The organism is Caulobacter sp., assembly GCF_965279145.1.
GTDB lineage: Bacteria > Pseudomonadota > Alphaproteobacteria > Caulobacterales > Caulobacteraceae > Caulobacter.
This window is the reverse complement of the sequence record NZ_OZ257139.1, coordinates 3,517,043-3,538,223: the sequence shown is the minus strand read 5'-3', so window position 1 is coordinate 3,538,223 and position 21,181 is coordinate 3,517,043. Positions and strand designations below refer to the sequence as shown.

The 21,181-nt window shown below is 66.4% G+C and carries 17 protein-coding genes; 11 read left to right on the top strand and 6 right to left on the bottom strand.

What is annotated here, in order from left to right; all coding sequences use genetic code 11:
* Positions 1-83 precede the first annotated feature (83 nt).
* The 3 genes from ACQY9P_RS16520 to ACQY9P_RS16510 all read left to right on the top strand — a co-directional run bounded on the left by ACQY9P_RS16520 (position 84) and on the right by ACQY9P_RS16510 (position 4,124).
* On the top strand, positions 84-605 hold the full coding sequence (locus ACQY9P_RS16520) for an RNA polymerase sigma factor (protein WP_421738125.1): 522 nt from the start codon (positions 84-86) through the stop codon (positions 603-605).
* Positions 606-705: 100 nt separating this feature from the next.
* Positions 706-1,680 carry a FecR family protein gene (locus ACQY9P_RS16515; protein ID WP_421738126.1) on the top strand — a complete coding sequence of 325 codons (975 nt, stop codon included), beginning with the start codon at positions 706-708 and terminating at the stop codon, positions 1,678-1,680.
* A 59-nt stretch (positions 1,681-1,739) separates the two neighbouring features.
* Complete coding sequence (locus ACQY9P_RS16510; protein ID WP_421738127.1) at positions 1,740-4,124, top strand: TonB-dependent receptor domain-containing protein; 2,385 nt, start codon at positions 1,740-1,742, stop codon at positions 4,122-4,124.
* 51 nt (positions 4,125-4,175) lie between these two features.
* Here ACQY9P_RS16510 and ACQY9P_RS16505 read toward each other — a convergent pair whose 3' ends face one another.
* Both ACQY9P_RS16505 and ACQY9P_RS16500 read right to left on the bottom strand, forming a co-directional pair.
* Positions 4,176-4,538: an acyl carrier protein gene (locus tag ACQY9P_RS16505; RefSeq protein WP_421738128.1), complete on the bottom strand. Its 363-nt coding sequence runs from the start codon at positions 4,536-4,538 to the stop codon at positions 4,176-4,178.
* Positions 4,539-4,659: 121 nt separating this feature from the next.
* A complete protein-coding gene (locus ACQY9P_RS16500) occupies positions 4,660-6,261 on the bottom strand; it encodes an MBL fold metallo-hydrolase RNA specificity domain-containing protein (RefSeq protein WP_421738129.1) in 1,602 nt (533 codons plus the stop codon).
* Positions 6,262-6,546: 285 nt separating this feature from the next.
* Between ACQY9P_RS16500 and ACQY9P_RS16495 the strand changes: the two genes are divergently transcribed.
* Positions 6,547-7,695 (top strand): aldose epimerase family protein, encoded by a 1,149-nt coding sequence (locus tag ACQY9P_RS16495; protein WP_421738130.1) that lies wholly within the window; start codon positions 6,547-6,549, stop codon positions 7,693-7,695.
* A gap of 14 nt (positions 7,696-7,709) precedes the next feature.
* Here the strand turns inward: ACQY9P_RS16495 and ACQY9P_RS16490 are convergent, their stop codons facing one another.
* Positions 7,710-9,512 (bottom strand): IlvD/Edd family dehydratase, encoded by a 1,803-nt coding sequence (locus ACQY9P_RS16490; protein ID WP_421738131.1) that lies wholly within the window; start codon positions 9,510-9,512, stop codon positions 7,710-7,712.
* A 294-nt stretch (positions 9,513-9,806) separates the two neighbouring features.
* Here ACQY9P_RS16490 and araD1 point away from each other — a divergent pair, with 294 nt between their 5' ends.
* A complete protein-coding gene (gene araD1, locus ACQY9P_RS16485; RefSeq protein WP_421738132.1) occupies positions 9,807-10,805 on the top strand; it encodes an AraD1 family protein in 999 nt (332 codons plus the stop codon).
* Between the two features lie 10 nt (positions 10,806-10,815).
* On the opposite strand, the gene ACQY9P_RS16480 is transcribed toward araD1, so the two are convergent.
* Together ACQY9P_RS16480 and ACQY9P_RS16475 are read right to left on the bottom strand one after the other, a co-directional pair.
* Positions 10,816-11,562: a FadR/GntR family transcriptional regulator gene (locus ACQY9P_RS16480; protein ID WP_421738133.1), complete on the bottom strand. Its 747-nt coding sequence runs from the start codon at positions 11,560-11,562 to the stop codon at positions 10,816-10,818.
* 104 nt (positions 11,563-11,666) lie between these two features.
* The gene (locus ACQY9P_RS16475) at positions 11,667-13,334 is read right to left on the bottom strand and encodes an MFS transporter (RefSeq protein ID WP_421738134.1); all 1,668 of its coding nucleotides are present in this window, start codon (positions 13,332-13,334) and stop codon (positions 11,667-11,669) included.
* Positions 13,335-13,556: 222 nt separating this feature from the next.
* Here ACQY9P_RS16475 and ACQY9P_RS16470 point away from each other — a divergent pair, with 222 nt between their 5' ends.
* A complete protein-coding gene (locus ACQY9P_RS16470; protein WP_035046230.1) occupies positions 13,557-13,835 on the top strand; it encodes an HU family DNA-binding protein in 279 nt (92 codons plus the stop codon).
* Between the two features lie 267 nt (positions 13,836-14,102).
* On the opposite strand, the gene manD is transcribed toward ACQY9P_RS16470, so the two are convergent.
* Positions 14,103-15,314, bottom strand: a complete 1,212-nt coding sequence (gene manD / locus ACQY9P_RS16465) for a D-mannonate dehydratase ManD (RefSeq protein ID WP_421738135.1) — start codon at positions 15,312-15,314, stop codon at positions 14,103-14,105.
* Positions 15,315-15,457: 143 nt separating this feature from the next.
* Here manD and ACQY9P_RS16460 point away from each other — a divergent pair, with 143 nt between their 5' ends.
* The 5 genes from ACQY9P_RS16460 (at position 15,458) to ACQY9P_RS16440 (ending at position 21,180) form a co-directional block, all read left to right on the top strand.
* Positions 15,458-16,219, top strand: coding sequence for a FadR/GntR family transcriptional regulator (locus ACQY9P_RS16460; RefSeq protein ID WP_421738136.1), 762 nt, complete (start codon positions 15,458-15,460; stop codon positions 16,217-16,219).
* 180 nt (positions 16,220-16,399) lie between these two features.
* Positions 16,400-16,951 carry an LPS export ABC transporter periplasmic protein LptC gene (lptC, locus tag ACQY9P_RS16455; RefSeq protein WP_421738137.1) on the top strand — a complete coding sequence of 184 codons (552 nt, stop codon included), beginning with the start codon at positions 16,400-16,402 and terminating at the stop codon, positions 16,949-16,951.
* Positions 16,952-16,970: 19 nt separating this feature from the next.
* Positions 16,971-18,122: a glycerophosphotransferase gene (locus tag ACQY9P_RS16450; protein ID WP_421738138.1), complete on the top strand. Its 1,152-nt coding sequence runs from the start codon at positions 16,971-16,973 to the stop codon at positions 18,120-18,122.
* A complete protein-coding gene (locus tag ACQY9P_RS16445) occupies positions 18,119-19,477 on the top strand; it encodes a lipopolysaccharide biosynthesis protein (RefSeq protein WP_421738139.1) in 1,359 nt (452 codons plus the stop codon). Before ACQY9P_RS16450 ends, ACQY9P_RS16445 begins: the two co-directional genes overlap by 4 nt.
* Positions 19,477-21,180, top strand: coding sequence for a fatty acyl-AMP ligase (locus ACQY9P_RS16440; RefSeq protein WP_421738140.1), 1,704 nt, complete (start codon positions 19,477-19,479; stop codon positions 21,178-21,180). Before ACQY9P_RS16445 ends, ACQY9P_RS16440 begins: the two co-directional genes overlap by 1 nt.
* The last annotated feature ends 1 nt before the right edge of the window (position 21,181 follow it).

The following is a 21,181-nucleotide window of genomic DNA, read 5'->3' as shown; positions in this document are numbered from 1 at the left end:
CGGGGATCGCTTACGAAACACTGGGAAGGTCGTCGGATTCCCGACGATGCGCCGTATTGCCGGCCGGAGCCTCGATCGAGTCCTTGGACGACAGCACCGTCCATCCCCTGCTCGCCTGCTACCTGGAACGGCGGAATGAGCTGGTGCGCTATTTCCGCGTCCGGCTGCGGTCGGAGGAAGCCGCCCAGGATCTGGTGCAGGACATCTATCTGAAGATCACCCCGCCGCCCGAGACGCCGATCGACAACCCCGCGGCCTATCTCTACCGGCTGGGCTCGAACCTGATGCTGGACCGGATAAAGACCCAGAGGCGCGCAGGCCAGCGTGACGCCCAGTGGCGCGGCGCAGGCGGCGCCAGCGCCATCGACTGGGATACAGCCGACGAGCCCCGGGCCGACGACGCCCTGGCCGCCCGCCAGCGCCTGGCGCAGATCGTCGAGATCGTGAACGACCTGCCGCCCGCCGTGCAGCAGGCGTTTCGCCTTCACAAGCTGGAAGGCCTCAACCACGCCGAGACAGCGGCGGCCATGGGCGTTTCGCGGTCCAGCGTCGAGAAGTACATCATGACCAGCCTCAAGCGCATCATCGCCAAGGTGGGCCGATGACGCCCGAAACTATTTTGAAGAAAGCTTGGAGGCGCCTGGGCCTTTGTGGCGTCATTGGGGCAAGCAGCGAGGCCTGGGCCTCGGGGAACGGTGAGCACCCATGAGCGGCGTGGACGGCATGATGGCGAATGCAGGCCTGCGCGACGACGCCGTCGCGTGGCTGGTCCGCGTCCAGTCGGACCAGGCCACCGCCGACGACTGGGCCGCCTTGACCCTGTGGCTCGAAGCCTCCGGCGACCATCTGGCCGCCTTTGAAGAGGTTGAGAGTGTCGCCGCTGAACTGACCGAACGCGCCGCCGAGATCGCGCCCGCGCTGAAGACGACGGCGCCGCGCATCGTACCGCTCAGACGCCGCGTCGCTCTGCCTGTCTGGTCCGCCGCCGCGGCGGCGGCCGCGGTCGCACTCGTCGTCGGCCCGATGGTCTGGCGCGGCTATCAGGGAACGCCCACGACCTACCGGACTGGGCCCGGCGAAACCCGCGACGTGGCCCTGGCCGATGGCACGCGCATCCGCATGGACGCGGCCTCGACCCTGAAGGTCCGGCTGGGCTGGCGCGCCCGTCGCGTCGAGATGGCAGAGGCTCAGGCGACCTTCGACGTCGCCAAGGATCCAGGCCGTCCCTTCCTGATTTCGGTCGGCGACCAGCAGGTCCGGGTGGTCGGCACCGAATTCAACATCCGCCACTACGACGGAACCCTGCGGGTGACCGTACGGCGGGGAATCGTCGAGGTGCGCCAGCCCGACCAGGGGCCGGCGCCCGTCGCGCGCCTCGTCGCCGGTCAGAGCCTGAGCCACGTGGTTGGCGAGACTCGCTCGATCCAGGCCGCGACCGATCCCGACCCCGCCTTCGCCTGGACCCAGAACCGGCTGGTCTGCGACAACGAGACCCTGGGCGACATGGTGGCCTATCTGAACCGTCGCTATCCGGTCCCGATCAAGGTCTCGCCCGCCCTGGCCGGCAAACGCTTCTCAGGCGTGATCGAGCTGGGCGACGAGACTGTGGTGGTCCAGCGCCTAGCTGGCTACTTTTCCGCATCCGTGCATCGCACCGACCGCCAAATCGAACTACGGTAACGCCATTCTGAAGGTCGGAGGGTGTTTCGTTGCGAGCTGACGCATGGCGGCGCTGGGCGATGACTGCCAGCTTCGCAGGCGTCGTCGGATGGAGCGGCGTCGCGCAGGCGGCGCAACGCCCCGTGACCTTCGACATTCCGAGCAAGCCGCTGAAGGCGGCGCTGGTGGACTTCGCCGTTCAGGCCGGCGTCTCGATCAGCACCCAGGCCGCCGCCGGCTGCGCGCCGACAAGCCGCCCGCTTCGTGGACGCCTCTCCCCCCGCGAAGGACTGACGCGGCTGCTGGCGGGAACCGGTTGCGGCTTTCGTCTGATCGACGCGGGCGCCATCGAGATCGTCCGCCTGCCGCCCGCCAAGCCTGCCGGTCAGCGGCCAGCCCAAGACGACCCGGCCCCCTCGAACCCGCTCGACGAGCTGATCGTGGTCGCGACCCGTCGTCCTACCCCCGCCGATCGTCTGGCCTACGCCGTCAGCGCGATCGATAGCGCCGCGATCTCGGGACAGGGCCTGCGAGACGCCAATGACCTCGCGCTCGCCGTGCCCGGCATGACGGTCACCAATCTGGGTCCGGGCCGTGACAAGATCATGCTGCGCGGCCTCTCCGACGGCCCGCTGACGGGTCGAACCCAGTCTATGGTCGGCCTCTATCTCGACGACACCCGACTGACCTACAACGCCCCGGATCCTGACCTGCTGCTGATCGACATGGCCCAGGTCGAGATCCTGCGGGGGCCGCAGGGCGCGCTGTACGGCTCCGGCTCGCTTGGCGGGGTCCTGCACCTGATCACCGAGCCTCCGCAAGCCGACCGCTTCGAGGCCTGGATTGGGAGCACTGTCGGCGCGACGCAGGGCGGCGATGCCTCGAAGGGCGTGTCGGGCATGGTCAACCTGCCGATCCTCAAGGGCCGGGGCGCCGCGCGCGCGGTGCTCTATCACGACCAGCAGGGCGGCTATATCGACGACGGCGGCCTGGGCCTCCAGAACGTCAACCGCTCCCTTCGCTCGGGCGTCCGGCTGAACGTGAAGGTCGACCTGGGCGACGGCTGGACCCTGACCGGCGGCGGGGCCGCGCAGTTCATCAATTCCGACGACAGTCAGTACGCCCTGGCCACCGAAGCTCCCTACACCCGCCGCAACCAGGTTCGTGAGCCACACGACAACGATTTCGCCGAGGCCCACCTGAATCTCAAGGGCGAGATCGGCCGGATCCAGGCGCGCTGGACGATCTCGGCCGTCGATCACGATATTACCAGCCGCTACGACGCCACCTCGGCGCCGCCCACCGCCCTCGCGTCGGGGCCAGCGGCCTATGACGATAACGATCGCACCCACAGCCTGGTCACCGAGGGCTCCTTGAGCTCGCCGGCGGACGCCCGCGTGCGATGGCTGGTCGGCGCATTCCTGGCCCGCACCCATCAGGATATCGACCTGGCCCTGACGCGCCTGGCGGACTCGCCCGCCCACGCCTTGTCCGAAACCCGACGGGACAAACTCGATGAGGCGGCGCTCTATGGGGAAGCGACCGCGCCGATCGGGCGGGCGCTCGACGTCACCCTGGGCGGTCGGCTGTTCACGTCCAAGACGCGCGTGACCAGCCAGATCAAGTCCGCGGACGGCGCGGTCGCGCCGTTCTCGGGCGGCCTGGAAAAGTCGGGCTTCGCGCCCAAGATCGTGCTGTCCTACACGCTATCGCCGACCGCGTTGATCTACGTCCAGGCGGCCGAGGGTTACAGGGCCGGCGGCTTCAACACGACCGGACCACGCGGACAGATCTTCTCGGCCAGTGGTCAGACCGAACCGCGCCGCCGCTATGACGCCGACGAGCTCTGGAGTCTGGAGGCCGGCGGCAAGGTTTCGTTGCTGGATGGCCGGCTACGCCTGCGCGCCGCCGCCTTCCAGGTTCGCTGGAAGGACATCCAGAGCGACGAGCTTCTCCCCTCGGGCTTGCCCTTCACCGCCAATATCGGTGACGGGCGCAACCTTGGACTGGAGATCGAGGGCGCCTATCGCCTGGGCGAGCTGAAGCTGGGCGCGAACCTGCTCTTCGACGCGCCCGAACTTGAAAAGGTCAACCTCGCCTTCCCGGCCCGCAAGGACGTGACCCTCGCCGGCGTGCCCCATCGCGCCGGCGGTGTGACGGCGCACTACGAAAGGCCGTTGGGCCGAGACCTCACCCTGGAGTTCGACGGTCGCTACGCCTATGTGGGCCACTCGCGACTGACCTTCGATGCGACGACCGCGCCCTCCATGGGCGGCTACGGGACGGGGCGCCTGGCGCTGGGTCTCTCCACGACCCGCTGGCGCGCGACCCTGGCCGTGGACAATCCCACCAATGCGCGCGGCGACACCTTCGCCTACGGCAATCCCTTCTCGCTGCGGACAACCGATCAGGTCACACCTCTGCGGCCTCGGACCCTCTCGCTCGGGGTCCGCGTCACCTACTGAGGCGGCGCAGTCGCGGCGGCCATTCAGGGGCCCACTCGCGCCTGAGCCGTGTCACAGTGCCGAACCTGCCTGATCGCTGGACAGGGCCGGCCGAGAGCCGGCCTGGCGCGACGTGACGCGCTTGACCCTCCAGGCCTGGACCGGGTCACGCGGCGCCGGACCGCTCGGCGCGGCCAGCGCCCGCAAGCGTTCGATAAGGTCGCCCAGCGTCTCGCAACGCGCGAGTTCGCAGTCGGCCAGAACGACGCCACATCGATCCTCCAGAGCGCCCACCAGCGCCATGAAGTCGAATGTCGAGATATCAAGCGCGTCTAGCCGATGCGTCCTGCATATCCCGTCTCCGAGCGGTCCGATCGCTCGGGCCGCGAAGGTGAGCAGGGTCTTTTCCGAGATGAAGTCGTGCGCTGGAGCCATGGTGAGATCCTCCTGAGCCAACGACGACAAGCTGAAGCAACGCCCTCAACGAAGATCGCGGGCAGTGGCGAAAATGGTGAAATCCGCCCACCGCCCCCTTGCTGCGGAGGTGATCGGCGGATCAGGTCGTGGACCCGTCTGCCTCGTCCAGGGCCGCCTCCAGCGCCCGCAGCAGCCGCGACCTCGCCTCTTCGGTCGGAGCCTCCTGGATCCTGGCGTTGAGGCGAGCAAAAAGGTCGGCGCGCTGGTTATGCCAGTCCAGCGCCGAGGCCTTTCCCGGCTCCAGTCTGGGCGCCCGCCCCGCGACCTGGCGCGCCTCGGAACGGGTCAATTCAAAGGTGTCGTCCAAGGCCGGCGTGGTGATGCGCCCCGCCGGAAAGCCCGCCGTCTCGAGCCGTTCCGCAAGGCCCGCCAGCGCTTCGGGTTCGCCATGCGCCAGGAAGACCTGCCCCCTGATCGGTTGGCGCGCCATCGCCCAACGCACCAGGCCGTTGGCGTCGGCATGGGCCGAATATACGTCCAGCACGCGAATCCGCGCCTTGACCTGAAAGTCGTCGCCCTGGATGCGCACCAGCTTCTTGCCATCCACCAGCAACCGCCCCAGCGTTCCGGCCGCCTGGAATCCCGAGATCAGCACCGTCACCTCCGAGCGCCATAGCAAGCGCTTGAGGTGGCGACGGATACGCCCCGCGTCGCACATGCCGCTGCCCGCCAGGATGATGTGCCAGTCTCGCAGCTTTTCCAGCTGATCGCTCTCCTGAGGCTTCATCAAGAGGTGAAGGTTGGGGGCGTGCCGCAGGCTGGTGAAGGGGTTGGCCTCAGTGTCGCGGTTCCACCCTCGCGCCAGGAAGACGTCAGTCGCTTCGATGGCGAGAGGCGAATCCAGGAAGATCTCACCGCGCGGCGCGTCGCCGGATTCCATGACCGCCAGGATATCGAGCAGCAGTTCCTGGGCGCGGCCGACCGCGAAGGTCGGCATCAACAGCGGCCCGCCGGCGGCGTGAGCCTGACGCAGTTCCTCGGCCAGAAGTCGGCGCCGCTCGCGGGTGTCGACCCTTTGGCGCTCCCGGTTGCCGTAGGTGGATTCCAGCACCAGATGATCGACGCCCGCCGCCCCCGTGGGCTCGGGCAGATAATCCTGACCGCCCGCGCCGAGGTCGCCCGAAAACAGGATCCGTTCCGCGTCGTCGTCAGGACCCAGGATCACCTCGACGGAGCACGCGCCCAGCATGTGGCCGGCGTTCCAGTACCGGGCCCTGACGCCCGGAGCGATGTCGACGATCTGGTCGAGCTTGACCGTCTCGAACAGGTCCATCGTCTTTGCGGCGTCCCTGGCGGTGTAGACGGCTTCGACGAGCGGGCGACCGCGTTGCTGATTGCGACGATTGAGGTGGAAGACCTCGCTCTCCTGGATCTCACCCGCGTCGGCCAGCATCACCTCGCACAGCGCCCGGGTCGGCGCGGTCGCGTAGATCGGGCCGGAATAGCCGGCGCGCATGAGCTTGGGCAGCATGCCAGAGTGGTCGATATGGGCATGGGTCAGCAGCACCGCGTCGATGGCGTCGACATCGAAGGGAAAGGGATCGTAGTTGAGCGCCTTGAGGGTCTTGGAGCCCTGAAACATCCCGCAGTCGATGAGGATGCTGAAGCCTTCGCCGCTCAGACGGGCGCAGAAGCCCGTCACGCATTCGGCCGCGCCGTGAAAGGTGAGACTGACGGCCATGGGATCTCTTTCTTCTTGTCTAATCGAGAGAATGAAGTCGCCGCGCCCGCGCCGTCCAGCCTTGACCCGAGCGGCGCTACTGCAATGACGAGCGCGGGCCCGAACAGCCGCCCGGAAACAAGAGCGTGATCCGTGCGTCGCGCACCGTGATCTGGATCAATCCCCCCCGCGCGGCGGTCCAGACGGCCCAGGACTCCTCCCGGATTGCAACGACTTTAATTGTCAGAGTATATCAGAGCGCAGAAGCCACGAACGCTGGCCAGCGCGACTGCAAGAGGAAACGCCATGGGTTATCGACTCCGTATCTCGCTTGGCTGCTTGCTCCTCGCCACCGCCTGCCTGCCTGTCTCCGCCCTGGCTGCGGACTATGCGCGCGCATCGTTCGGCAAGACGCCCGACGGGGCTGAGGTCGAGGCCATAACCCTGACCAATGGCCATGGCGTCAGCGCCACCGTGATCACCTACGGCGCGACGCTGCAGGCCCTGATCGCGCCCGACAAGGCCGGGAAGAGGGCCGACATCGTGCTCGGCTACAGCGACGCCGCCGCCTATGTGAAGAACGCCAGCTATTTTGGCGCATCGGTCGGCCGTTTCGCTAACCGCATCGGCAAGGGTCGCTTCACGCTGGACGGCAAGACCTATCAGCTGGCGCTCAACAACAACGGCGTCGCGGCCCTGCATGGCGGCGTCAAAGGCTTCGACAAGGTGATCTGGAAGGTCGCCGACCTCAAGAAGGGCCCCGTGGCCTCGGTCACCTTCACCCATCTCAGCCCCGACGGCGAGGAAGGCTATCCCGGAACCCTGACCGCCACGGCGACCTACGCCCTGGACGAGCAGAACCAGCTGACGGTCACCTATGGCGCCACGACCGACAAGCCGACGATCATCAACATGACCAACCACGCCCTGTTCAACATGGCCGGCGAAGGCTCGTCCGACGGGGCCATGGGCAACGTGCTGATGATCGCCGCAGACGGCTATTCGCCAGTCGACGCGGAACTGATCCCCACGGGCGCGACGACGCCTGTGGCCAGCGGCGCCTTTGACTTCCGCAAGCCCCGGATCGTGGGCGACCGCATCCGCGACGCCAGCGATCCGCAGATCGTCGTGGGCCGGGGCTATGACCACAACTACGTCCTGAACGGCAAGTCAGGCGCCGCGCCGCGACTGGGCGCGCGACTGTCTGATCCCAAGAGCGGGCGGGTCCTGGAAATCCTCACCGACCAGCCGGGCATCCAGTTCTATGCCGGCAACTTCCTCGACGGCACGACTTCAGGCAAGGCCGGCAAGATCTATCGTCAGGGCGACGGCATCGCCCTGGAGCCGCAGCACTTCCCCGACGCGCCCAACAAGCCGCAGTTCGCGCCGGTGCGCCTCGATCCCGGCAAGACCTACAGCAACACGATGGTTTTCCGCCTCACGACCGAGAAATAGGCGATGGCCGCGCGTCAGTGATTGTCGCGCGGCAGTCCCTTGGTCTGGGCGATCCTCTGGTACTTGATGGCCGGCTCGATCACCGCTCCGGTTTCCAGCTGACCGACCACGGCGCGCTGGATTTCCTGCCAGGGCGTCTGGCTTTCCGGATAGGCGTAGCCGCCAGCGGCCTCGAGCGCCTTGCGACGTTCGGAAATTTCCAGCGGCGTGATCAGCACATCGACGCGCGACTTGCGAAGATCGATGCGCACCCGGTCGCCGCTCTTCAGCAGGGCCAGTCCGCCGCCCGCCGCCGCCTCGGGGGAGGCGTTGAGGATCGAAGGCGAACCCGAGGTGCCTGACTGTCGCCCGTCACCCAGGCAGGGCAGCACGTGCACGCCCTGCTTCAGAAGATAGTCGGGCGCCCGCATGTTCACGACCTCGGCCGCGCCTGGATAGCCGATCGGCCCCGCGCCCCGCATGAACAGGATCGAGTTGACCGTGATGCCCACCGAGGGATCGTCGATCCGGTGGTGGTAGTCCTCGGGGCCATCGAACACCACGGCGTCGCCTTCGAAGGCTTCCGGATCGTCGGGATTGGACAGATAGCGGTCGCGGAACTCCTTGGAGATCACGCTGGTCTTCATGATCGCCGAGTTGAACAGGTTGCCGCGCATGACCACGAAGCCGGCCCGTTCAACCAGCGGCCTGTCGAACGGGCGGATCACCGCCTCGTCCTCGATCTCCACGCCGCGATACTGCTCGCCGATCGTCTTGCCCGAGACGGCGCGGGCGTCCTCGTGGATCAGGCCCTGGCCGATCAGCTGGCCGAACACGGCCGGCACGCCGCCGGCGCGATAATAGTCTTCGCCCAAATACTCTCCGGCGGGCTGAAGGTTGACCAGCAGAGGCACCTCCTCGCCGTGGGTCTGCCAGTCGTCCAGCGCCAAGTCCGCGCCGATATGGCGGGCCAGGGCATTGAGATGGATCGGAGCGTTGGTCGAGCCCCCGATCGCGGAATTCACGACGATGGCGTTCAGGAAGGCCTCGCGCGTCAGGATGTCCGACGGCTTGAGGTCTTCGGCCACCATCTCGACGATGCGCAAGCCGGTCTCGTAGGCGTTCTGCTGACGGTCGCGATAGGGCGCGGGAATGGCGGCCGACCCGGGCAGCGACATGCCCAGGGCCTCGGTCAGCGAGTTCATGGTCGTAGCCGTGCCCATGGTGTTGCAATAGCCGGTCGAGGGCGCCGAACTGGCCACCAACTTGATGAATCCGGCCTTGTCGATCTCGCCAGCGGCCAGCATTTCGCGGGCCTTCCAGACGATGGTGCCAGAGCCGGTGCGCTCGCCCTTGTGCCAGCCGTTCAGCATCGGACCGACCGACAGCGCGATGGCCGGGATGTTCACCGTCGCCGCGGCCATCAGGCAGGCGGGCGTGGTCTTGTCGCAGCCGATGGTCAGCACCACGCCGTCGATCGGATAGCCGTACAGCGTCTCCACCAGACCCAGATAGGAGAGGTTGCGGTCAAGGCCCGCCGTCGGCCGCTTGCCGGTTTCCTGGATCGGATGGACCGGAAACTCCAGCGCGATGCCGCCCGCGGTGCGGATGCCTTCGCGCACGCGCTCGGCCAGGACCAGGTGATGGCGGTTGCAGGGCGAAAGATCAGAGCCCGTCTGGGCGATGCCGATGATCGGTTTGCCCGACTGCAGCTCCTCCAGCGACAGGCCGTAGTTCAGATAGCGCTCCAGATAGAGCGCGGTCATGTCGACATTGTCGGGATTGTCGAACCAGGCGCGGGAACGAAGACGCGGCGGCTGGGAGGCGGACGAAGTCATGGCGGTCTGGAGCTCAAAATCCGAAGGGGCGGCGAAGCGTGGTCGAACCGGAAATTAGAGCGCCCCGACGCCCATTGCTACCACAAATGAACTCTTGTCTGAGTTTTAGTGATCGAAGCTCGACGACGCATGGCAAAGGGATTTCGCTCGGAAGGTTTGGATCATTGCCGCCCGCGTGGCGATTGCCGGGGCTCCAGCCGTCTCGAATTGTCTGCGTTTTGGTTTGACAGGTCAGGTCCAGCGGATATTTGTCCGAGTGAAAGCGGATATCTCCCCGCGACGAGAGGCTCGGCCATGGTGATGCGGTTCGTTCAATTGCGCGGCGAAGACGGCGACCGGATGCTGGCGGGCGTCAATGACGCGGGCCAGGCCAGACGCATCACGACCGCAGATACCCTCCTGAGCCTTGCTCAGGCGGCCCTGGCAGCGGGATGCACGCTGACGGAAAGCGCCCAGTCCCATCCGTTGGGCGACGAGATCGACCTGCCCGCCGCCATCGCCGACGGACGCATCATGGCCCCGATCGACCATCCGGATCCGGCGCACCTGGTGCTCAGCGGCACCGGCCTGACCCACCTGGGCTCGGCCGAGGGCCGCGACAAGATGCACAAGGCCGCCCAGGCCACTGACAAGCCCACCGACTCCATGCGGATGTTTCTGATGGGCGTCGAGGGCGGCAAGCCCGCTCCCGGGGAGACCGGCGTCCAGCCTGAATGGTTCTACAAGGGCGACGGCGGTCATGTGGTGGCCTCCGGTCAACCGCTGATCTCGCCCGCCTTCGCGCTGGACGGCGGCGAAGAGCCAGAGATCGCCGGAATCTATCTGATCGGGCCGGACGGCGCCCCACACCGCCTGGGCTTCTGCCTGGCCAACGAGTTCTCGGACCATGTCATTGAACGGGGTAACTATCTGTGGCTGGCGCATTCCAAGCTGCGCCGCGCGGCCCTGGGACCCGAGCTGCTGACCGGTCCCCTGCCCGCCGACGTGCGCGGCTCAAGCCGGATCCTGCGGGACGGCAAGGTGATGTGGGAAAAGCCATTCCTGTCGGGCGAGGCCAATATGAGCCACACCATCGCCAATCTGGAACACCACCACTTCAAGTACGATCTGTTCCGCCGACCGGGAGACGTGCATGTGCACTTCTTCGGCACGGCGACCCTGTCGTTCAGCGACGGTGTAAAGACCCAGGTCGGCGATGTATTCGAGATCGAAGCCGCGCCGTTTCACTATCCGCTGCGCAACGCCGTTGGCGCGGCTGAAGCGAAAGTCGAGGTTCGTATCGCTAGCCTGTGAGGGCCGGCCCTTAGCGGTTCAGCACGGCGCGCGTGTCTTCCAGCGCCAGGCCCACCAGACGCTCCATGGCCTGACGCGCCTCCTGCGGACGCTGGGCGACGATGGCGTCGAACACCTTCCAGTGTTCGGGCATCGGGTCGCGGGCCAGTTCGCTCTTGCGCTGCTTGAAGATCGTGGTCCAGCGCACGGCCGCGCCGATGCTGCTGGACAGACTGATCAGGGCGTCATTGCCCGTCGCTTCGAGCACGGAGTCATGGAAGTCGCGATCCGCCGCCCTGCCCGGCTCGGTGGCCAGGGTGTGCTGCTGCATGGCGATGAGGGCCTGGCGCATGCGCTCAACCTGTTGTTCGCTGCGGCGCTCGGCCGCGAAAGCGGCGGCCGAGGGTTCGACGATCATCCGCAGCTCGAAAAGGCCCTTGAGAAACTCGTCACTGGGCTCGGTCTCGAAGATCCAGGCCAGCACCTCGGGATCCAGCAGGTTCCAGCGGCTCCTGGCGTTGACGCGGGTGCCGGTCTTGGGACGACTGTCGACCAGCCCCTTTGCGGCCAGGATGCGGATCGCCTCGCGATAGGCGCTGCGCGAGACCCCCAACTGCACGCTGGCCTCGACCTCATTGGCCAGCACATGACCCGGAGCGTAACGGCCAGAAACGATCTCCACGCCGAGATCGCGGGCGATCGTCCCGTGCAGGCGAACAGAGGTTCGACCGTCTCGCGCGGCGTCGCCTTCAAGGCTGTCGCTCGTTCGTTTCGACACTCGCTCAGGATCCTCGGGCGATCGCCATGGCCAACAGGTGACCGATCATCACCCGTGTTTGGCAGGCTCTGGCGACTGGCGCAACGGCCAGCCGCCCGCCAGGTCTAGGCTTCGATATCCACGTCCTTGGTTTCCTTCAGAAACAGGATGCCGATCACGGCGGTGACGCCGGCGACGACGATCGGGTACCAGAGACCGTAGTAGATGTTTCCCGTTGCGGCGACCATGGCGAAGGCCGTTGTGGGCAGGAAGCCGCCGAACCAGCCATTGCCGATATGGTAGGGCAGGCTCATCGAGGTGTAGCGGATATTGGTCGGGAACATCTCGACCAGCATGGCGGCGATCGGCCCGTAGACCATGGTCACATAGATCACCAGCAAGGCCAGGATGCCGACCACCAGCGGCTTGTTGACCAGGGCGCTGTCCGCCTTGGCGGGATATCCGGCGGTCTTCAGCGCCGCGCCCAACTGGGCCTCCCAGGCCGCCTTGCGAGCCTTGAAAGTGGCCTTGTCGAGCGAGGCCCCGGCGAAGGAGGGCAGCACCGTCGCGCCGATCCGGACCTCGGCGACGGATCCGGCGGGCGCGGCGGCGTTTGCATAGGTCACGCCGGCCTTGGCCAGATACGACTTGGCCAGATCGCAGGAGGTATTGAACACCGTCTTGCCGATAGGATCGAACTGGAAGGAGCAGTCCGCGGGATCGGCGACCACCGTGACCGGCGAGCCGGCGACGGCGGCGGCCAGTCGCGGATTGGCGGCGACGGTCAAGGTCTTGAACAGCGGGAAGTAGGTGAGACAGGCCAGGACGCAGCCGGCCATGATGATCCACTTGCGGCCGATCTTGTCCGAAAGCCAGCCGAAGAACACGAAGAACGGCGTGCCGATGAGGAGCGAGATCGCCACCAGTCCATTGGTCAGCCCGCCATCGACCTTGAGCATCTTCTCCAGGAAGAACAGGGCGTAGAACTGGCCGGTGTACCAAACCACGGCCTGGCCTGCGGTCAGGCCCACCAGGGCCAGGATCACGATCTTCAGGTTTCCCCACTTGGCGAAGGAGTCGGTCAGCGGCTGCTTGCTGCCCTTGCCCTCATCGACCATCTTCAGGAACGAGGGGCTTTCGGCCAGTTGCAGGCGGATCCATAGCGAAACGCCCAGCAGCAGAACCGAAATCAGGAAGGGGATCCGCCAGCCGAACTCCTTGAAGGCGTCCTCGCCGACGACGTTGCGCGTCAGCAGGATGACGATCAGGCTCAGGAACAGGCCGAAGGTGGCCGTGATCTGGATGAAGCTGGTGTAGAGGCCACGCCGGTTGGCCGGGGCGTGCTCGGCCACATAGGTCGCGGCGCCGCCATATTCGCCGCCGAGGGCCAGTCCCTGGATCAGGCGCATGATCACCAGCGCCACGGGCGCGATGATTCCGATCTTCTCATAGCTGGGCAGCAGACCAACCACGAAGGTCGACAGGCCCATCAGCAGCATGGTGACCAGGAAGGTGTTCTTGCGTCCCCACAGGTCGCCCAGTCGGCCAAACACCAGAGCCCCGAACGGACGAACCGCGAAGCCGGCCGCAAAGGCCAGCAGGGCGAATATGTAGCCCGTCGTTTCGTTCACGCCGGAGAAGAAATGGTGGGTGATATAGGTGGCCAGCGAGCCGTACAGGTAGAAGTCATACCACTCGAAAACGGTGCCCACCGACGCCGCGCCAATGACGAGTCCGTCCTTGCGGCCGACCACCACACCGTCCTTCGCACCCAGATTCTTGGCGTTGGCCATGCATTTCCCCCGTTTTCGTTATCGCTACCATGGCATGAGTTGAGCGTCACGAGGGGTCACAATCAGATCGTTCGGCATTTTTGCGAACCCTGACGGCCGTTTGAAGGTCGACCATGCCCCAAACGATCGAGAAATGCCCCAATTTGCTGGAGTGACGTGACAAATCCTTCCCGGTTCGTCAGGGTCTAGGCTCCTTGATTCCACTTGAGATGAGCTAACATCATGAACGTTTCGGATCTCGTCGACGCCGCCGTTGCTGCTGACGACAAGCTGACCAAGGCTCAGGCCAAGTCGATCATCGACGGCGTCTTCAAGTCGCTGACGGAAGCCGCCGTGAAGGGCGAAGAAGTCTCGATCCCCGGCTTCGGCAAGTTCAAGGTCCAGGCCAAGCCGGCCCGCACCGGCCGCAACCCGGCCACGGGCGCCGCCATCGAGATCGCCGCCTCCAAGAAGGTCGCGTTCACGCCGGCGAAGCAACTGAAGGACGCCGTCAACGGCTAATCCTTTCGGGATGTGAGGCGGCCGGCGGGCTCAAGGTCCGCCGGCCGTTCTCTTGTCTGCTATACCAAGGCCAGTGGTCAGTACGGCGCCAGGGGCTCGCGCTCCCGGTTCGTCAGGAAAGCCGCGACAGTGCCACGCCTGAAACGGGCTCATCGTCCACGCCCCGCAGAGCGACAGTCGAAATTTGGTCAGGCCAGTTTCGATCAAAGATGTGGATGTGAAAGAGACATCAAGCCACGCTTCGCGTCGACCTGATGCCCTCCCCGACTACCAGTTGAACATCGTGCCGTCCTCGAGACGGTTCACAGGCAGGTAGGCGCGCCGGTACGGATATTTCTCGGCCAGCGCCTCATCGATATCGACGCCCAGGCCCGGCGCGTCGTTCGGGTGCAACATCCCGTCGGCGAAGGTGTAGGCATGCGGGAACACGGCGTCCGTCTCCGGCGTGTGGCGCATATATTCCTGCAGGCCGAAGTTCGGGATCGACATGTCAAAGTGCAGCGCCGCCGCCATGGTCACCGGCGAGAGGTCGGTGGCGCCATGGCATCCCGTCTTCACATGATGCATGTCGGCGAAGGCCGCGATCTTCTTCAGGTTCGTGATGCCGCCGGCGTGCAGGACCGTGGCGCGCAGATAGTCGATCAGCTGTTCCTGGATCAGGATATTGGCGTCCCAGACATGGCTGAAGATCTCGCCCACGGCGAGCGGCGTGGTCGTGTGCTGGCGAATGAGGCGGAAGCCTGCCTGGTTCTCGGCCGGCACGGCGTCCTCCAGCCAGAACAGGCGGTATGGCTCCAGGTCCTTGCCCAGACGCGCAGCCTCGATCGGGGTCAGCCGGTGATGAACGTCGTGAAGCAGGTGCACGTCCCAGCCCAGGGCCTCGCGCGCGGCCTCGAACAGCTTGGGCGCGTGGTTCAGATATTTCGACGTCGACCACAGATTCTCGGTCGGCAGGTCCGCGTCGGCGGGCTCGTAGAACAGCTTGTCGCCCGACACGCCATAGGTGCTGGCCAATCCAGGCACCCCGGTCTGCAGGCGGATGGCCTTGTAGCCCATCGCCTTGTATTTCAGGGCTTCCTGGATCGTGTCGTCGATCGTCTCGCCGTTGGCGTGGCCATAGACGGTAACGCCCTCGCGGCAGGCGCCGCCCATCAGCTGGTAGACCGGCAGACCCGCGACCTTACCCTTGATATCCCACAGCGCCATGTCGACCGCCGCCAGGGCGGTCATCGCCACGGGGCCGCCGCGCCAGTAGGAACCCCGATAGAAGAACTGCCAGATATCCTCGATCCGGTGCGCGTCGCGCCCGATCAGGCAGGGCAGCATATGGTCCTGCAGATAGCTGACGACGGCCAGCTCCCGCCCGTTCAGGGTAGCGTCGCCAATCCCATAGACCCCGTCGGAGGTGGTGATCTTCACGGTGACGAAGTTACGGCCGGGGCACGTGACGATGACCTTGGCGTCGATGATCTTGAGCATGAACCTGAACGTTGGCTGATAATTGGCCTTACCACTTTAGGCAGGCCGAACCACCAAGGCTAGACCTTTGGCCATAGCGCAGCCCCTTTTGCCGCACTATTTTTGCGCTCGCCCCGGTCCTGCCAGTCAGGCAAAAGAGTCCCATGACCACTTCGACCGCTGAAACCCGCAAGCTCTACCAGCAAGTCGCCAATGCGATCGCCGAGTCGATCCGCGAAGGCCAGTACATGCCCGGCCAGCGCCTGCCTTCGGAACGGGATCTGGCCGAGGATTACAAGGTCAGTCGCCCCACGGTGCGCGAAGCCATGATCGCGCTGGAGATCCGCGGTCTGGTGGAGGCACGCCATGGCTCCGGCGTCTATGTCACCCAGGCCCCCCAGCCCGAGATCACGGCGCCGGAACTTGATATCGGCGCGTTCGAGCTGACCGAGGCGCGGCGACTGATCGAGGGCGAAAGCTGCGCCCTGGCCGCCACCACGATCACTGACGCCGAGTTGAAGCAGCTGGCGGCGATCATGGACGACATGGTCGAGGAGAACGATCGCCACGTGAAGGGCGAGTTGGCCGACAGGCGTTTCCACGTCGCCATCGCTCAAGCCACCCGCAACAGCGCCATGGTCACCGTGGTCGAGAACCTCTGGGACCTGCGCTACAAGTCACCCCTCTGCCGGGCCATGCTGGAACGCGCGCGCCAGGTGGGCGTGCAACCGCTGATCGATGACCACCAGGAAATCTTGCTGGCCCTCCAGGCCCGGGATCCCAAGGCGGCCCGCAACGCCATGCGCGAGCACCTGGGCCGGGTTATCGACAACCTGCTTACAGCCACGGAGATCGATGCCCTGGAGCAGGCCCGCAGCGAGGTCGCGGCTCGCCGCGTGGAAATGATCCGCCGCTCACGGATCTAGGCTCAAGGCCCTGCGCCTGACCAATCGGCCGTGGCGGACGGCTTCCGAATATCTCTTGGGAGATGGCCCGGACCGGATTAAGCCGGTGGCCCGACGCCGTCTGCCCTGGTCGCCATGCTCCGGATCGCCGCCTCCTCCGCCCCTGTAAGGCGTAAAACCCGCCCCCGCCGACGCAAGTCCGTGAGCGCGTTGCGGCTCGTCCTGCCCGCTCTGGCAGGTCTGGTCACCGTGTCCATAATCACCCAGGCGGTCCTGCGCGCGACCGAGGCCAGGTCGTCCCGCCCGGTCGCCGCCGCCGCGTCCCTGCGCATGGAAAATCCACGCTTCACGGGAGCCATGAAGGATGGGCGTGAATTCCTGATCGTCGCCTCGGCCGCGACCCGCGACAGGATCGACCCCAACAAGGTCTCGCTTGAGGCTCCTCAACTGACCCGGGGCTATGGCTCCGACGCTCCGACCCAGGTCGTGTCCAGGCAAGGCGTCTATGACGAGGCCAAGGGCTCGCTGCTGTTGACCGGCGACGTGCGCATCAACAATGGCGAGGGCTACGCCTTCTCCACGGAAAAGGCCGTGATCGATACCCGAACCGGCCAGGTCATGGGCGACGCGGGTGTTCAGGGCTCGGGCGTGTCAGGCAACAAGGTCCAGGCCGACAGCTATTCGGTCACCGACAAGGGCGACCGGGTGGTTTTCAAGGGGCGAGTGCGTTCACGCCTCAACCCCGGCCACTGAGCGGAACGGCGCCCCGCTCATGATCCCGTCGACGCCCCGCCAATCCCGGCCCAAGGTTTGCTTCCTCTACATCGCCCAGACGCATCAGATCCTGCACAGCCTGCCGATCGCCGTCGCACTGGCGCGTGGCTGGCCCGGGCTTGAGGTCGAGATCGCAGCGACCACCCAGGAACATCTGGACTACGCCCGCCAACTTCTGGCGGCCCTCGGCGGCGCGCCGATCACCTCGCGCCTGCTGCCGCCGGCCTGGCTGCGCGGCATGAGGCTGAAGGCGGCCTCGACTCCGCCGAAGGCGCTGATGCTGGCCGCCAACGCCGTGGCCCTGGGCCGGATGGACGCCATCGTCACACCCGAACGCACCACCGCCATGCTGCGCAAGCTGGGCGTTCGCAAGCCGATGCTGGTCTATACCCAGCACGGCGCCGGCGATCGGGGCGGCGTGTTCGAGCCGCGCCTGCGTCAGTTCGATCTGGTCATGGCCGCCGGCCCCAAGCAGCGCGACCGCATGGTCGAGGGCGGCTGGGTGAAGCCGGAGAACTGCGCCATGGTCGGCTATCCCAAGTTCGACATTATCGACGCCCTGCCAGGCTCGCCGCTGCCGACCTTCCCGGACGCCAAGCCGATCGTCGTCTATAATCCACATTTCCACGCGACCTTGGGCTCGTGGCCCAGCTTCGGTGTCAGGGTGCTGGAACAGTTTGCTGCGGACGACCGCTTCAACCTGATCTTCGCCCCGCACATCCGGCTGTTCGATGGGGCCAGCCCAGTCATGCTGAACGCCCTCAAACCCTTCCGCGACCACCCGCGCATCCACATCGACCTGGGCGGTCCGGCCGCCATCGACATGACCTATACCCGCGCGGCCGACATCTATCTGGGCGACGTCAGCAGTCAGGTCTACGAGTTCCTGCGCACGCCCAAGCCTTGCCTGTTCCTCAACCCGACCCACGCGGCCTGGCGAGGCGACGAGAGCTTCCATCACTGGCTGTACGGGCCGGTGCTGACCGAGGTCGACGGCCTGATCGACCAGATCGAGGCCGCCCGCGCCGGCCATGGCGACTATATCCAGGCCCAGAAGACCGGCTTCGCCGAAAGCTTCGACCTGACGGCCACGCCGTCGTCGGAACGCGCCGCCCGCGCCATCGCCGACCGCCTGCTACGCGCCGCATGAACGCCGAGACATCCGTCCTGGGCCGCGTGCTGGCCAATGCCGGAACCCTGCTGGGCGGTCGCACGGTCAACGCCGTGGTCAGCCTGGGCTATATCGGTCTGACCGCCCACGGCCTGGGCGACAAGGGGCTGGGCCTGCTGGTGATGATCACCACCTTCACCCAGTTCCTGACGGAGGTGGTCAAGTTTCAATCCTGGCAGACTATCCTGCAATACGGCGCCAAACCCCTGCTGGAGGGCGACCGTACGCTGTTCCAGCAGGTGGTGCGGCTGTCCCTGTTCCTGGACCTGTCCAGCAGCCTGATCGGCCTGCTGCTGGGCGTGGGCGGAGCCCTGCTGTTTGGCTGGTTTTTGGGTTGGCCGCGCGAGCTCGATCCAGCCGCCGCCCTCTATGCCCTGACCGTGATCTTCACCACCTCGGCCACCTCGGTGGGCCTGCTGCGGCTGTTCGACCGCTTCCGCTACCTCGCCGCCGAGCAGGCGATAAACTCCACCGTCCGGCTGATCGGATCGGGCATCGCCTTCCTGACGCACGCGCCGCTATGGGTCTACCTGATCGCCTGGGCCGCCGGCCCCATGGCCTCGTTCCTCTACATCTCGACAATCGCGTGGCGAGAGCTGCTCCAGCGCAGGCTTCTGGAGGAATTCAGGGTGATCGGGCCGCTGGGCGCGGGCCTGCCCGGCGTCTGGAAGTTCGCCTGGGCGACCAATTTCAACAGCACGCTCGACGTGGCGTTCACCCACGTCATCACCCTGATGGTCGGTCGCCTGCTGGGCCCCGCAGACGCCGGGTTCTGGAAGGTGGGCCGTCAGGTCGCCGACGGCATGGCCAAGCCAGCCCGGCTGATGATTCCGGCGCTTTATCCGGAACTGGCCAAGATGCGGGCCCAGGGCGGTGACGCCGCCATGCGCAAACTGGCGCTCCAGATTTCCATGCTGGGCGGCGCTGTGGCGGGGGGGCTGCTGCTGTTGACCGCCCTGATCGGCAAGCCGCTGTTGATCCTGATCGTCGGCAAGTCTTCCGGCGCGGCTTCGGGCGTGATGACCTGGCAGGTCGCGGCGGCCGCGATCGGCATCCTGGCCCTGCCCCTGGAACCGATGCTGGTCTCGATGCGCGCCGCTGGCGCCGCCCTGCGCGTGCGGGTGATGGTCAGCGCCGCCTTCCTGCTCGCTGCAACGCCGCTGGTGATGACCTTCGGTCTGACCGGCGCCGGCGCGGCCCTGGTCGGCGCCGCCCTGGCCATGGCCATCGGCATGTTCCTGACTCTTCGCACGACACTTGCGCGATCGTCAGTGCTCAGAGACAACGAACCCTCTTGCGCCGACGAGGCAAACGACGCCAAAGGCGACAGGTGATGATGACTCCGACTGGCTCCGCGCGAACCGTACGCTTCGCCGATTTCCCCACCCTGACCGCCGCGCTTGATTTCGCGGCCAAGGGCGAGACGGGCGTGAACCTGTATTCCCTGCGCGGCGAACTGGTCGAGGCGCTGCCCTATGCGACACTGCGCGAGCAGGCGCTGGAACTGGCCCAGAGGCTGCTGGCGGCCGGCGCCACGCCTGGCGACAGCGTCGGCTTGATCGCCGAGACCGACGCCGATTTCGTCCGCGCCTTCTTCGCCTGCCAATATGCGGGCCTGCCGCCCGCGCCCCTGCCCCTGCCCGCGCCGCTGGGCGGCCGCGAGGCCTATATCGAGCAGATCGCCCGGATGCTGGCCTCGGCCAAGGCCTCGGTGCTGATCGGTCCCGCCTCCATGGCGGCCTGGCTACCTGAGATCGCCGCCAAGACCACGCTGAGCTTCGCCGGAACCCTGGCCGACCTGCCGGAAGCCGCCGGCGCCGAACTGCCGGTGATCGAGCCTGACCGCACCTGCTACCTGCAGTTCTCGTCTGGCAGCACGCGCTTCCCGACCGGGGTGCTGGTCACCCACCGGGCCTTGATGGCCAATGCCGTGGCCATCACCCGCGACGGCCTGAAGGTGCGTCCCGATGATCGGGCGATCTCGTGGTTGCCGCTCTATCACGACATGGGCCTGATCGGCTTCCTGCTCAGCCCCATGACCAGCCAGATGTCGGTCGACCTGATGCCCACGGGAGCCTTCGTGCGCCGGCCGCTGATGTGGTTGGACCTGATGACGAAGAACGGCGGCACTATCAGCTACAGCCCCACCTTCGGCTATGAACTGTGCGCCCGCCGGGCGGAAGCCGCCTCGATCGAACACCTTGACCTCTCGCGCTGGCGCAGCGCCGGCCTGGGCGGCGACATGATCCGTACGGGCCCGTTGCGGGCTTTCGCCGACCGGTTCAAGGCCGTGGGCTTCTCCGACACCGCCTTTGTCGCCAGCTACGGCATGGCCGAGGCGACCCTGGCCCTGTCGATGTCGCCGCTGGGTCAGGGCCTGAAGGTCGAGACGCTGGACGTCGAGCAACTGGAGCAGGGTCTTGCGGTCATCACCAGCGACGCTGACCGCGCCCGCGACTTCGCCCGCAACGGCCCGGTCCTGCCCGGCCACGAACTGCAGGTCCGCGACGAGACGGGCGCGATCCTGCCTGAACGCGGCGTTGGCCGGATCTATGCCCGCGGACCCAGCCTGATGCGGGAATATTTCGAACAGCCGGAAGAGACCGCCCGCGTGCTGTCAGCCGATGGCTGGCTGGACACCGGCGATCTGGGCTACCTGGTCGATGGCGAGATCGTCATCACCGGTCGCGGCAAGGACCTGATCATCCTCAACGGCCGCAACATCTGGCCGCAGGACCTGGAATGGACCGCCGAGGCCGAGATCGAATCGCTGCGCAGCGGCGACGTCGCGGCCTTCTCGACACCCGGTGAGGGCGAAGAGGTCGTGGTCGTGCTGGTGCAAGCGCGCGGCGGCGATCCCGAGACCCGCAAGGCCCTGGCCGAGCAGGTCGCCGCCGTCCTGCGCCTGCGTCACAGCGTCGAGACCCAGGTGCATCTGGTCGGCGCCCACGCCCTGCCCCAGACCTCGTCGGGCAAGCTGAGCCGCAGCAAGGCCAAGGCCGCCTTCCTGGCTGGCGCCTACGCCGAACGCGCCTGAG